Source organism: Siminovitchia acidinfaciens (assembly GCF_003605385.1).
Taxonomy (GTDB): domain Bacteria; phylum Bacillota; class Bacilli; order Bacillales; family Bacillaceae_C; genus Siminovitchia; species Siminovitchia acidinfaciens.
This window is the reverse complement of sequence record NZ_QYTV02000009.1, coordinates 58,570-72,241: the sequence shown is the minus strand read 5'-3', so window position 1 is coordinate 72,241 and position 13,672 is coordinate 58,570. Positions and strand designations below refer to the sequence as shown.

Here is a 13,672-nt window from a genome sequence, read left to right as displayed (position 1 = left end):
TTCATGAATCAATTAGACTTTGTTCTATTAATCTCCAATTCTTTCAATTGCCTGCGTAAAATTTTTCCGCTGATTACTGTTTTCGGCAATTCATCCAACACTTCGATTTCTCTTGGTGCCGCATGTGCAGCCAAGTTGTTTCTCACAAATACACGGATTTCTTCGAGCAGCTCTTTTGATTCAGTAAATCCTGGTCTGAGCGTGATGAATGCTTTCACCAATTCACCGCGAATAGGGTCCGGCTTTCCGATTACGCCTGCTTCTGCCACCGCAGGATGCTCGATTAATTTGCTTTCCACCTCAAAAGGTCCAATCCGTTCTCCAGCAGAGTTGATCATGTCATCATCGCGGCTTTGGAAAAACACATAGCCATCTTCATCCTGATAAGCCAGGTCGCCGGAAACGTACCAGCCTTCATATTTAAAATAAGCATCAAATCTATCTTTGCTTCCCCAAATCTCCTTCATCAATCCAGGCCACGGCGTGCGAATCGCCAGTTGCCCCACAGAGCCCCGCGGCAGCTCCCGTCCATTTTCATCCAAAATGCCGACAGTGATGCCAGGGAATGGACGTCCCATCGAGCCTGGTTTAATCGTTTCAGCCGGTAAATTGACGATCAAGTGTCCTCCGGTTTCGGTCATCCACCATGTGTCATGGATGCGGACGCCCAACTGCTCCCATGCCCAGTAGATCACTTCAGGGTTTAAAGGTTCGCCGACACTTAGCACATGGCGCAATGAAGATAGATCATAGTTTTTTATAACCTCGCCTTGTGAAAGCAGCATCCGGAAAGCAGTCGGTGCGCTGTACCAAATCGTTACCTTCAATTCATGGATCAGCTGGTACCAGTTTTCGGCTTTGAACCGGCCTCCTTGAATGACAATTGTCGCCCGATTCAGCCACGGTGCAAACAAACCGTACACACTCCCTGTTACCCAACCAGGATGAGACGTGCACCAATAAACATCATCATCTTTCACATCTAGCACCCATTTGCCCGATACATAATGGTGGCTCACGACACGATGTGCATGCAAAACACCTTTAGGTTTTCCTGTCGACCCGCTCGTATAATGAATGAGCATTCCGTCCTCCGGATCCACCCACTCGACCAAGTCACAATCTTTTTTGCTATCAATAATTGTATTTTCAATGTCTTCGACATCCAAAATCGTGTGAAGTGAAGGGATTTCTTTTTGCGGAACCCGTTTGACCATCTCGTTGTCTGTAATCAGTACAGTTCCCTTGCAGTCATTGATCCGATCTTTGACCGCTTCTTCCATAAAAGCTTCAAACAAAGGTCCCGCAATGGCACCGATCTTGATAATGGCCAAAATGGAAATGTAACATTCGGGAGTTTTCGGAAGAAATACAAACACCCTGTCTCCCTTTTTAACCCCGTGACTTTTTAACACTCTGGCGTAATGATCTGTTTTATCCTTTACCGCTTGATATGTGAGCAAGCGTCTTTCATCGCCGTTCACGTAATGAAGGGCAATCTTATTGCCATATCCTTCGTCAACATGCCGGTCGATCGTTTCATAGGCAGCATTGAGCTTTCCGGTCTTCGCAAAACTTAGTTCCTTTGCAGCGTCATCCCATGAAAATGTATGTCGTAGTTCATCATAGTTTTCCAGATTGTATGTCCCTGGAATCGATGCGATTATCTCTTTTTCTAATACTGCCATCATCTATACCTCCATTACGATGAAATCAGGGCTTTGCCCGCTTTATTCAAATCAAGGCTTTCCAAAATCTCTGTTTTTAGTTCCGCCAATACATTGCTTCCCCTCGACCTAGGCCGGCTTTCAGTAACCGTCAGTTCCTTGGCAATTTCCCCCGGCTGTCCTCGTAGAATTACTATCCGATCGCATAAATACGTTGCTTCATCAATGTCATGAGTGACCAGTACGATTGTCGTCTTATGCTCTTTCCAAATATCAAGCAGCAAGTCTTGTAGCTGCATTTTTGTAAAAGCATCCAATGCACTGAATGGCTCATCCAATAACAGAATTTCCGGTGATGTGACAAGGGCGCGGGCGATTGCAACACGCTGCGCCATCCCGCCCGATAATTGCCTTGGATAAAGATCTTCGCAGCCTCCCAAGCCGACGCTTTCCAAGTATCGTTTTCCAAGGCTGATCTTATCTTCCTTTTTGCCTTTCAATCCGAAAATGACATTTTCCAGCACGGTTATCCAGGGAAACAGCCGCGGCTCTTGAAAAATAAAGCCCGTTGCATCATGCACTTCTTTTGACGTTTGGCCGTTAATCTTTATTTCTCCATCATACTCATTATCCAGCCCGGAAATAGCCCGTAATAACGTGCTCTTTCCGCAGCCGCTCGTACCAAGTATTCCGATAATTTCACCTGGTTTTGCAGATAGAGTGATATTCCGGACCGCTGTTTTCCCGGCGAATGTCCGACTGACATTTTTCAATTCCAAGCCCATCTTTTTCCCCTCCGAATTACGACTTCACAAGCCGGTCTTGCCAATGCAATGTACGTGTTTCAATTACTTTGAGAATCCAGTCAGTCAACTTTCCAATGACGGCAAACAAGATGATACTTGCAATGATCGTCTCCGGGGAAAGTGTGTTTTGTCCTAGGACAAGCAAATAACCCAAACCTTGACTGGCTCCCATCAATTCCGCAGCGACAACGAACATCCAGCCTAAGCCCAAACCGCTTCGCAGTCCAACAAGAAAGGAAGGGAGTGAAGCCGGCAAAATCACTCTGGTGACAAGCTGGAACGTGCTTAATCCGTACATTTTTCCAACTTCGATCAATTTTCTGTCGACCCCCGCAATTCCGCTGACGATATTCAGGTAAACCGGGAAAAAGACACCGACTGCGATCATCGTCACTTTGGAAGGTTCACCAATTCCCATCCACAGGATGAACAATGGCACCCACGCCAATGATGGGATCGAGCGGAAAGCCTGAATCATCGGGTCAAAAAGATATTCAGCCTTTTTGTAAAAACCGACAAATGAACCTAAAACCACCGCTACAGCCGTTCCTAATACAAATCCCAAGAAAACGCGATAGGTTGTGATGCCGACATGCCCCCATAAGGAACCGTCCTGCCCCATCTTTTGAATTGTTGCCAATATCGTCGAAGGGGCCGGCAGCTGATACGCGGGAAAAACTCCCAGGCGGCTTAACACTTCCCACGACAACACAAGAAAGATTGGCAGTAAACTTCCAAGTATGAACGGCTGAAAATTTCTCTTTTTTGTCCGGACTTTTTTCTCTTCCAACGTTCTTTCTGCAACAAGTACGGACGCTAATTCACCTTCATGCTTTGCCATTTCACTTCGCTCCTACCCGAGTTTATTTGCCTTCAATTGCTTCTTTTGCAAATGACGGATCAATTAGATTTGAAGTCAACTCTTCAAGATCGGCTCCTGAATCGATAACATCACTCTCTTGTAATATTTTACCCGCTGCTACAAGCGCTTCTTTTTGAACATCCCCTGGTACAGGCTCCGAAAAATCATTACGTTCGAGCTGGATGCGTGCCACGTCTTCCGGGATGCTTGCTTCTTCCGCCAACAGTTTTACAGCTTCTTCCGGGTTATCAAGCACCCATTGTCTTGCCTTCTCGTAGGCTTTGATCACACGCTCTACATATTCAGGATGCTTTTCAGCAAAATCTTGTCGTACGTTTAAAAATCCGTACGTATTAAAATCAGGATTGCGGTAAAACAATTCGGCTCCTGTTTCAATTTCCAGGCGAGCCATATGAGGATCAAGACCAGCCCATGCATCCACTGATCCATTTGTCAGTGAAGTCGCTCCGTCACTATGCTGCAGGTTGACAATCTCCACATCATCGACGGACACACCTTCTTTATCTAAAGCCCGAAGCAAGAAAATATAAGGATCTGTTCCGAGTGTTGCTGCGACTTTTTTCCCTTTTAAATCTTTTACAGATTTAATTTTGGAATCCGCTGTTGTTACAAGCGCTGTCCATTCCGGCTTGTTGGCGATGTAGACATTTTTAATCGGCGCTCCGTTGGCCTTTGAAATCAACGTTGCAGCTCCAGCGGCTGACCCGAAATCAACACTGTTGCTGTTCAGGAATTCCAGGGCTTTGTTGCTGCCCTGGCTTAATGTCCATTCGATTTTGATCCCATCATCCTTAAACTCTTCTTCCAAGAAGCCGAATTTTTTCAGTACAAGGCTTGTAGGTGAGTAATATGCGTAGTCCAGTCTGATTTTTTCTGGCTGTCCTTCAGATTTGGCACTGGAGGAGCAGCCGGATGTTATTAATAAAGCAAGGCCGATAATGCCGATCGCTAAAATTGATGTCAGTTTTTTCATTGTTGTATTCTCCTTCTCTTTTCCCTTTAAATCTCACATGCATATGTTGAGATTGTTCCGCGTAATCTCTGTGCTTCTTTATACGTACATCTATTATGGATAACCGGGATACCGGCATCTTGCGCTATTTCTGCAGCTTCAGGAGATATGACTCCTTCTTGGAGCCAGAAAACCTTCGGATTCACTTCCACTGCCTCTTTTGCAACGCCAATCGCCGCTTCAGGGCTTCTGAATACTTGAACAACATCGATCGGGAATGGAATGCTTTTTAAATCCGGATAAGCTTTTTCACCCAATATTTCTGTTTCCCTTGGATTTACAGGAACAATTTTATAGCCAAGCCTTTGCATTTTGCGAGCCAAACGGTAGCTCGGCCTTGCCTCCTTACCGCTTAAACCAACAATTGCCAATGTTTTTTGGCGGGTAATTTCCTGGCCATTTTCCAATACTCTCTCAGTTGCGGAGTTTAATGCCCAGCGGATGACACCCTCATCATTGATCACAACAGGCTGCTCTTCCCCGGCACCAATACCAGTCGCTTTTACCAAAGCCTGATTAAGGTCGTTTTGAATATCGCGCAGAGATTCAATTCCAACCGACAAGCGGACAAGCGTTTCAGTCACACCTGTTTCTTCCAGTTGTTCTTTCGTCAGCTGCTGGTGCGTAGTGGAAGCAGGGTGGATAATGAGCGATTTCGCATCACCTACATTGGCCACATGTGACCACAATGAAACATTGTTGATCAAGTCTTTACCAGCTTCTTTTCCACCTTTGATACCAAAGACAATGATGGATCCAAAACCGTTATTAAGAATTCTTTTCGCCAATTCATGGGATGGATGGCTTTCAAGTCCAGGATAAGATACCCATTCGACCGCCGGGTGATTTTCCAGGTATTCCGCTAGCTTGGCGGCATTTTCGTTATGACGCTCTACACGTAAATGCAATGTTTCAAGCCCCTGAATAAGCTGGAAGGCATTTTGCGGGCTTAATGCTGCACCAAAGTCGCGAAGTAACTGAACTCTTACTTTTGTTATAAACGCTAATGTTCCGAAATCAACTGCATAACGAATCCCGTTATAACTTGGATCTGGCTCAGTGAATTCAGGGAATTTTTCTGTATTCCAATTGAAGCGACCGCCGTCAATAATGACGCCTCCGATAGAAGTACCGTGCCCGCCTATCCATTTTGTTGCCGAGTGGACAACGATGTCAGCCCCAAGCTGAAGCGGTTTACACACATGCGGAGTTGCAAATGTATTATCGATAATCAGCGGTACTCCTGCTTCATGAGCAACTTCTGCCACTGCTTCAACATCCAGCACTTGCAAGCCCGGGTTTCCAATTATTTCACCGTAAACGGCCTTTGTTTTATCAGTGATGGCCGCTTTGAAGTTTTCAGGGTCGGTTGGATCGACGAATTTAACGTTGATGCCATAACGCGGAAGTGTGACAGCAAAAAGGTTATATGTACCTCCATAAAGGTTGGTTGCCGCTACAATTTCATCTCCGGCACTTGCCAAGCTCAGGATGGATAACGTAATGGCTGACATTCCGGATGAAGTGGCCACTGCCGCAACGCCTTCTTCAAGCAATGCCAGTCTTTTTTCGAATACATCCACTGTCGGATTACCAATGCGGGAATAGATGTTTCCCGGCTCATCCAGAGCGAATAACCTCTCAGCGTGCTCTGTATCATGGAAAACAAAAGAAGTTGTTTGATAGATTGGAACGGCTCTTGATCCCGTGGTCGGATCTGGTGCCTGCCCTCCATGCAATGCTAATGTTTCAAGATCATACGTTGTGTTTTTTGTTTTAGTTGTCATCTCAAATTCCCCCTGTATTCGTAAAATAAAAAAGCCCTCTTCATAAGAAGAGAGCTTAATAAAGTAATTCTCTTCTTATCTTCCAGGAGTTTCCTCCTGCAGGAATTAGCACCTTTTCAAGCCAGTAAAAACTTACTTGATGGTTGCCGGGCATCATAGGGCCAGTCCCTCCGCCGCTCTTGATAAGAACATCCTTATTTAATTTTTTTTGTGAAATTAAAAACCTCTCATGGAAGATGAGAGGTTTTATCGTATATATCCTCTTATCTTCCCAAGCATTGCGCTCAGCTGGATTTAGCACCGTTTAAGTATCAAACTTAAGGTTGCCGGGTGTCATCAGGCCAGATCCTTCCACCACTCTTGATAAGAAATGTATTTAATTATTTTTGTTCGGTTACGATCACTAATTTGAAGTCTAGCACGGTAATTTAATCCTGTCAAGATTATTTTTTTTTACTAATTTACCATTTTTCAATATCCGGCCGCTCTTTTTTCAGGTTCCCCTTTTTGGATGAACGGTTCCGCAGCTCCGCTAGAACATCTTCTAGCGGCACATTCTGATCCGCCATCAGGACAAGGCAATGGTAAAAAAGGTCGCCAAATTCATTGATGAGTTCTTCCTTGTCGTTATTTTTTGCAGCAATGATGACCTCGCCGGCTTCCTCGATCAACTTCTTGGCAATTTTATCTGTTCCTTTGTCAAATAAATAAGCTGTATAGGAGCCCTCGACGGGATCGGCTTTTCTATCTTTTATCTCGTCATCAAGGGATGAAATAACGGATGACAAAGGCAGTTCCTCATGCTCGCCTTCAATCGTGTCAAAGAAGCAGGATATTTCACCTGTATGGCACGCAGGGCCCAGTGGATCAACCCTGACAAGCAAGGTATCGCCATCACAATCCGACTGGATGGATTTGACCCGCTGCTTGTTTCCCGATGTAGCGCCCTTATTCCAATATTCTTTTCGGGATCTGGAATAAAACCAGGTCTCCTTTGTTTCAAGCGTCTTATTAAAAGCTGTTTCGTCCATGTAAGCAAGCATAAGCACTTCTCCACTTTTATCATCGACGACAATGGCGGGAAGCAGCCCTTTGGAAAAATCAGGAGTCACTGACGTTCACTCCCTGCCCTCGGCACAGCTTCTTCACTTCAGGAATGCTGACGGTATTCTCGTGAAATATGGATGCTGCCAAAGCGGAAGCGCAGTCCGTCTTTTCAAACACTTCAACAATATGATCTGCATTGCCGCAGCCGCCAGATGCCGTAACCGGAATGTCAACCGCGTCCACGATCGCTTTCGTCAGTTCAAGATCATAGCCGTCTTTCATTCCGTCACGGTCAACGCTTGTCAACAAAATTTCACCCGCTCCAAGCTCTTCAAGCATTTTGGACCATTGCACAGCATCTAGCTCTGCATCCTTCATCCCGCCATGAGTCATGACATGCCATGAACCGTCCGGGAATTGCTTGGCATCCACTGCAGCTACGATTTTTTCAGAGCCGAACTTTTGCGCCGCTTCTTTGATCAGCTCTGGACGGTCGACCGCAGCCGAGTTGATTCCGACTTTATCTGCCCCTGCATCAAGGACACGGGAAATATCATCCAATGTTTTGATTCCGCCGCCGACTGCAAATGGAATTGAAATTTTTTCAGAGACACGTTTAACTACATCGACCATCGTATCCCTGCCTTCAGTTGTAGCCGAAATATCCAAAAGCACCAATTCATCGGCACCATTATCCGAGTAATTCGAGGCCATTTCCACCGGGTCGCCCATCTGACGAAGCCCTTCAAAATTAATTCCTTTCACCACTTGTCCATCTTTTACGTCTAAACAAGGAATAATTTTTTTCACAATCATGACCTCCTTAATTTTACCGTGCCCTCGTACATAGCCTTTCCGACGATAGCTTCCCCAATGCCAAGTGCCGCTACGGCATCGAGATCGGCCTGGTTCCTGATTCCTCCTGAAGCGACAATTTTACAACCGACTGCATCACTGATCTTTTTCAACTGTTCCAGATTCGGTCCCTGCATCGTCCCGTCTTTTGAGATATCTGTGAATACGATCGTTTCGACACCGAGCTCCTCCATCTTTTTGGCAAACTCGATATAATCGACTTCCGTCTCGGTTTCCCATCCGGAAACCGCCACTTTTTCATTACGTGCGTCGATTCCGATCACAATATTCTTCTTATAATTTTTCAACGCTTCTTTTAAAAAGTTTTCATCCTCGACCGCTGCTGTACCGATGACGATGCGGTCCACCCCTGCTTCCGCATACGCTCTTACGGTATCCAGACTACGTATTCCTCCGCCAACCTGGATCGGCACAGTCGACATGGCACAGAGCCTGGAAATAAGTTCGAGCTGCTCTGGCTTCCCTGAACGTGCTCCGTCCAAGTCCACGATATGGACGATTTCCGCCCCATCTTCGATAAACGTCTGCAGCTGTGATTCAGGATCGCTGCCTACCTGTGTCGTTTGATTGAAATCCCCCTGATAAAGCCTGACGCATTTGCCATCAATTAAGTCCATAGCCGGTAAAATCTTCATTTGTTCCTCCTGCAAACGTTTTGCTTATATTTTTCTACATGATAAGAAAGATAAAATTACGCTAAGCTTCTCTCCGAATAGAGTATGCGTTTTGTCCAGCTCCAGGCGCCATCGGCTCGAGGTCACAAGTCAAATTGCTGTGGTGGCTGAAAAACTGCCTCCTCGCAATTCGCCTTGTGCTTGTCGCCGATAGACGGGCGCCTTGCGCTTTTCTTATTCCAATAAACCTTTCGTTGAAAGAACCCCTTGTATTTCGGGATCGATATTGACCGCTTCCCTCAACGCACGTCCAAGGGCTTTGAAAAGTGCCTCGATTTTATGATGGGTATTTTCTCCATATAAAACCCGGGCATGAAGCGTGATTCCCGCGTTAAAAGCAAAGGCCTGGAAAAATTCGCGCACAAGTTCCGTATCGAAATTGCCCAAAGACTGCAATTTAAATTCGCCTTCAAAGTGCAAGAACGGACGGCCGCTAATATCAAGTGACACGAATCCAAGGGCATCATCCATCGGCACGTAGGAAGTACCAAAACGTACGATTCCCTGCTTGTCGCCAAGAGCTTCCCTAATCGCCTTCCCTAGAACAATCCCCGTATCCTCCACTGTGTGGTGGCTGTCGATATGCAGGTCGCCTTCCACATTCACCTTAAGTCCGAATCTGCCGTGCCGCGCAAAAGCGGTCAGCATATGATCAAAAAAACCGACTCCCGTCTGGATATTCACCTCTGACGGTTCATCCAGCAGGACGGAAAGATCTATTTTCGTTTCACTTGTCTCTCTTTTACTTGACGCTTGGCGCATTACTTGTCACTCCAATTCATCAGTGCCACTTTCAGCTTTTCATGTTCTTCCTCTGTCCCCGCTGAAACCCGGACAGCCTGTAGAGAACCATTGTCAAACGTGCGGATTTTTATTTTTCTTTCGTATAAGTAGTCTGCCAAATCCTTGGCACCTTCCATTCTCATTAAAAAGAAGTTCGCGCTGCTTGGGTATAAAACAGATCCCTCTACTTTACTGGAAAATTCACTCATGATTTCTTCAAGCTCCGCAATTTGTGCAAGCTGCATGATTAAAAATTGATCCAACAGCTCCGGCTTTTTCAAAAGCTGCGTTCCAATCTGCGCAGAAACCGTATTTACGTTATAAGGGGGCTTAACCGCACTTATTCCTTCAACGATCCTGTCATTCGATATGACGAACCCAAGGCGGAGCGCCGCCATACCAAGAGCTTTTGAAGCTGTTCTGAGAATGATAAGATTCTCATAATCGAGCACTTTTTTAGCGAACGCTGATTCGCCGGAAAAATCCATATACGCTTCATCCAATATGAGTATTCCGCCCGCCTGTTTCATTGAGGCAATCAATTCTTCGATTTCCTCATTTTCGTACAGTCTGCCAGTGGGATTATTCGGGTTAGATAAGAATAATAATTTTGGCGCCAAACGCTCGATTTCATCTTTGATCTTTTGAAGCGGAAGAGAGAAATCTTCGTTCAACTTGATCGTTGTCACTTCAGCACCCATAACGCGGGCATTTTTTTCATACATCGAAAAATCAGGTTCGAACACGATGACCTGATCTCCAGGATCAAGAGCATATTGGGAAATGAGCGTAATACATTCATCAGATCCGTTGCCCGCCAAAATATTTTCAGCAGGAAAGCCTGAAAACTTGCTGTAAGCCTCGATCAAGCTTTCCGTACTTTCAGCAGGATAGCGGTTCAACAGCGTTGTTTCCAGTTCGGAAAAATCTACATAGGATAGCAGGCTAGTATAAGCTTCGTTGCTGTCAAGCCTGATGACATCAGCCTGTTCGGAAGTCACTTTATACGGTGACATTCCTTGAAGGGTTTTTCTCACTGTTCCAGCCTCACTTTCACAGCATACGCATGGCCGTCCAATTCTTCCTTTGTTGCCAAGGTTTCTACATACGGTGCAGCATTGCGCAATGCCTTTTCAGAGTAATAAACATATGTCGTTTTTTTAATAAAATCATCAACAGATAGGCCTGATGAAAAACGGGCAGTCCCCACTGTGGGTAAAACATGGTTCGGTCCTGCAAAATAATCACCGACCGCTTCCGGCGTGTAGTGGCCGATAAATACGGATCCGGCATTTTTCACTTTGCTCAAATGCTGCAGAGCATTTTCCACTTGAATTTCCAAATGCTCAGGAGCAAGGGCGTTGGACAGTTCAAACGCCTCGTCGATTGAGTCCACTAAAACAGCAGCTCCCTCATTTATAAGTGAAACTTCAGCAATGGATTTTCGTGGAAGCTGTTCACATTGTGTCTTCACTTCTTCCATAGTTTCATCTATGAGCTTTTTTGATGTTGCAAAAAGAAATGAACGTGCTTTTTCGTCATGCTCAGCCTGTGCAATCAGGTCTGCCGCCACAAAAACCGGGTTAGCCGATTCGTCTGCAATGATGGCCACCTCGGACGGACCAGCAATCATATCAATTCCTACCTCGCCAAAAACAAGCGATTTGGCAGCAGCCACATAAGCGTTACCCGGACCGACAATTTTGTCGACGGAAGGAATACTGTTTGTTCCATATGCAAGTGCAGCAATCGCTTGGCTGCCGCCTATTTTATAAATAGTTGTGACTCCAGCGATATCTGCAGCTACAGATAAAACAGGAGGAATACTCTGACCGCCCCTCACCGGTGTAACCATAATAATTTCTTTCACGCCGGCCAAGCTTGCAGGAATGGCGTTCATCAATACAGTGGAAGGATAGCACGCCTTTCCCCCAGGAACGTAGATGCCTGCGCGCTCAATTGGACGGAAGAGCTGTCCGGAAATGATGTCTTCGGTCATTTCCATCATCCGCGACTGCTGAAGCTGTTTGGAGTGGAAGCTTCTAATATTTGCTGCCGCCCTCTCAAGCGATTCGATGACGTCTGAGGAGACTTCCTTCCAGGCCGCTTCTCTTTCTTCCTTTGTCACTTCCCAGCTGTCACCGCTGTAGCCGTCGAACTTTTCCGTATATTCCTTGAGTGCCTCATCTCCGCGAGCTCGGATATCTTCCAGCACATTTTTTACTGTCTTTAAAACTTCATCGTCGAAGGACTGTTTTTTCGTTTTCGTAGAGATGAATGCTTCTCTGAATTGGCTGGTTGTATATGAAGGAATCATATGGCAGCCTCCTTGATACGGAAAGAATTGATCAGAGGTGCCAGTACAGATTTTTTCAGTTTTAAAGAATTCCGGTTCGCAATGCAGCGTGCGGAAATGGATAACATTTCCTCTTTGATAACAAGTCCGTTTTCTTTTAATGTATTGCCTGTTTCAACGATATCCACGATATTGTCCGCCAGCCCCATAAGCGGGGCTAATTCAACGGACCCCTCCAATTTCACAATGTCGACGGATTTCCCGCGTTCTCTGAAATATTTTGTCGTGATATTTGGAAACTTCGTTGCAATCCGCTGTTTGCCGAACGGACGAGGTGCCCCCGGCTCTCCAGCTATCGCCAAACGGCATTTTCCGAATGGTAGCGGAAGCAGGTCGTAGACGTCCGGTTCAAATTCAAGCAGGATGTCTTCCCCAACTATGCCAAGGTCTGCAATCCCGTGTTCGACATATGTCGCGACATCTACTCCTTTAGCAAATACCGCAAAGAAATCGTCCGTCTCGATCTGAAGCTTTCTTCCTTTATCAATTAAAGGCGTGATATCGTAACCTTTTGATTGTAAAAATGCTAGAAACTGCTTTTCTAACCTACCTTTGGTTAGTGCGATCATCGGTTTCACTTTCAAACACCTCATATTTTCCGTCAATAAGTTTTATTTTCACTATTTTATCATAATAATCCAAATCAGCTGTTTCCGATTGGACATCAACAATGCAGCCTTCATACGTCTGTCTCAATTTTTCCGCGTAAACGAGCGATTCCGGATTTGCAATGATGCAGACTTTTTTCATCGGTGACTCTTCTTTGTAAAGCTCTGCAAGTACGTCTACATCAAACGCAAGCCCGGCAGCAGAAACATGGCCGCCGTACCGGTCATAAAGCTTGTCATAACGTCCGCCAGAGAAGCAGACAGCACCTGTTTTCTTTAAAAAGCCTCTGTACATCATTCCTGAATAATATGGGAGGTTCTTTACTCGGCCAAGATCGACAAGAATATCGTTGGCGCCTGATTCTACCAGGGTCTGTGCGACTTTTTTCAGATGGGCAAGCATATCCAGCAGATCTTTTCTTTCTTTCCAGCGTTCTTCATATTCAGTGATCACCTCAATGCCGCCATATGCATCGACAAGGGCTGCGAGCTCCTCCGCTGTTTTCTTGTCCCCATTGTTAAGTGCGATTTGATAGACTTCATCCTGTTTTTTATCATGCATTGCCTGGCGGAGACGTTCCGCATCCTCGGATTTCAAATCAAGCCCTTGAATAAGGCTTTCATACAACTCGGTATGGCCAAGCTCAATCGCGTAATCAGTTATCCCAAGGCTTTTTAAAAAAGAATGAGCCATCAGCAGGCTCTCGCTCTCTCCCATTAAAGGCGGCATATGCAGAATCTCAATTCCAGCCTGATGATACTCAACCCCTGGCCGATCTGTATTAAAAACTGATCCCTGATAAGCCCATTTTTGCGGCTTGTGTTCCTGCGAAGACAGTGCCCTGGCGATAGAAGTAGTCCAATCCGGACGGAGCACCTCAATTTCGCCTTCAGAATTGAACCATTTCAGCATATTTTGAAGTTTCATATCCACATGTTCATTTGTAAAAGTAGATGCATATTCAACGACCGGAGTCGATATTTGTTCGTAGCCTCGCAGTACAGCCACTTTCCTGAACTTCTCCATAACGGAAAAACGGTTGCTTACAGCCGGTCCCATCTCATCTCTGCTTCCCGCTGGCAAAAACATAAAAAGTCACATCCCGAATCTATTATTCTTTAATTCTCTAGCGAACTAAAGGATTTCTGAAATTGGTATTACCTTACCATAAA

The 13,672-nt window shown here is 45.5% G+C and carries 13 protein-coding genes and 2 riboswitches; all 13 genes read right to left on the bottom strand.

Features of this window, described 5'->3' with window-relative positions; all coding sequences use genetic code 11:
- Positions 1 to 8: 8 nt before the first annotated feature.
- Complete coding sequence (gene acsA, locus D4T97_RS16550; RefSeq protein ID WP_126051879.1) at positions 9 to 1,688, bottom strand: acetate--CoA ligase; 1,680 nt, start codon at positions 1,686 to 1,688, stop codon at positions 9 to 11.
- A gap of 14 nt (positions 1,689 to 1,702) precedes the next feature.
- Positions 1,703 to 2,452, bottom strand: coding sequence for an ABC transporter ATP-binding protein (locus D4T97_RS16545; protein WP_126051878.1), 750 nt, complete (start codon positions 2,450 to 2,452; stop codon positions 1,703 to 1,705).
- Positions 2,453 to 2,468: 16 nt separating this feature from the next.
- Positions 2,469 to 3,314 carry an ABC transporter permease gene (locus tag D4T97_RS16540; protein ID WP_126051877.1) on the bottom strand — a complete coding sequence of 282 codons (846 nt, stop codon included), beginning with the start codon at positions 3,312 to 3,314 and terminating at the stop codon, positions 2,469 to 2,471.
- A 22-nt stretch (positions 3,315 to 3,336) separates the two neighbouring features.
- Positions 3,337 to 4,329 carry an aliphatic sulfonate ABC transporter substrate-binding protein gene (locus tag D4T97_RS16535; protein ID WP_126051876.1) on the bottom strand — a complete coding sequence of 331 codons (993 nt, stop codon included), beginning with the start codon at positions 4,327 to 4,329 and terminating at the stop codon, positions 3,337 to 3,339.
- Between the two features lie 26 nt (positions 4,330 to 4,355).
- A complete protein-coding gene (locus D4T97_RS16530; protein WP_126051875.1) occupies positions 4,356 to 6,155 on the bottom strand; it encodes a PLP-dependent aspartate aminotransferase family protein in 1,800 nt (599 codons plus the stop codon).
- Positions 6,156 to 6,227: 72 nt separating this feature from the next.
- A riboswitch (SAM riboswitch) is annotated at positions 6,228 to 6,344 on the bottom strand.
- Between the two features lie 71 nt (positions 6,345 to 6,415).
- Positions 6,416 to 6,525, bottom strand: a riboswitch (SAM riboswitch).
- Between the two features lie 91 nt (positions 6,526 to 6,616).
- Positions 6,617 to 7,267 carry a bifunctional phosphoribosyl-AMP cyclohydrolase/phosphoribosyl-ATP diphosphatase HisIE gene (hisIE, locus tag D4T97_RS16525; protein ID WP_126051874.1) on the bottom strand — a complete coding sequence of 217 codons (651 nt, stop codon included), beginning with the start codon at positions 7,265 to 7,267 and terminating at the stop codon, positions 6,617 to 6,619.
- Positions 7,257 to 8,018 carry an imidazole glycerol phosphate synthase subunit HisF gene (hisF, locus tag D4T97_RS16520; RefSeq protein ID WP_126051873.1) on the bottom strand — a complete coding sequence of 254 codons (762 nt, stop codon included), beginning with the start codon at positions 8,016 to 8,018 and terminating at the stop codon, positions 7,257 to 7,259. The genes hisIE and hisF overlap by 11 nt, the downstream gene beginning before the upstream one ends.
- A complete protein-coding gene (hisA, locus tag D4T97_RS16515) occupies positions 8,015 to 8,713 on the bottom strand; it encodes a 1-(5-phosphoribosyl)-5-[(5-phosphoribosylamino)methylideneamino]imidazole-4-carboxamide isomerase (protein WP_126051872.1) in 699 nt (232 codons plus the stop codon). The genes hisF and hisA overlap by 4 nt, the downstream gene beginning before the upstream one ends.
- Positions 8,714 to 8,926: 213 nt before the next feature.
- The gene (gene hisB, locus D4T97_RS16510) at positions 8,927 to 9,514 is read right to left on the bottom strand and encodes an imidazoleglycerol-phosphate dehydratase HisB (RefSeq protein ID WP_126051871.1); all 588 of its coding nucleotides are present in this window, start codon (positions 9,512 to 9,514) and stop codon (positions 8,927 to 8,929) included.
- Complete coding sequence (locus D4T97_RS16505; protein WP_126051870.1) at positions 9,514 to 10,572, bottom strand: pyridoxal phosphate-dependent aminotransferase; 1,059 nt, start codon at positions 10,570 to 10,572, stop codon at positions 9,514 to 9,516. The genes hisB and D4T97_RS16505 overlap by 1 nt, the downstream gene beginning before the upstream one ends.
- Positions 10,569 to 11,852 (bottom strand): histidinol dehydrogenase, encoded by a 1,284-nt coding sequence (gene hisD / locus D4T97_RS16500; RefSeq protein ID WP_126051869.1) that lies wholly within the window; start codon positions 11,850 to 11,852, stop codon positions 10,569 to 10,571. Before hisD ends, D4T97_RS16505 begins: the two co-directional genes overlap by 4 nt.
- Complete coding sequence (hisG, locus tag D4T97_RS16495) at positions 11,849 to 12,460, bottom strand: ATP phosphoribosyltransferase (protein WP_408021624.1); 612 nt, start codon at positions 12,458 to 12,460, stop codon at positions 11,849 to 11,851. The genes hisD and hisG overlap by 4 nt, the downstream gene beginning before the upstream one ends.
- Entirely contained in the window at positions 12,438 to 13,589 is a 1,152-nt protein-coding gene (locus tag D4T97_RS16490) for an ATP phosphoribosyltransferase regulatory subunit (protein ID WP_126051868.1), read from the bottom strand. Before D4T97_RS16490 ends, hisG begins: the two co-directional genes overlap by 23 nt.
- Between the last annotated feature and the right edge of the window lie 83 nt (positions 13,590 to 13,672).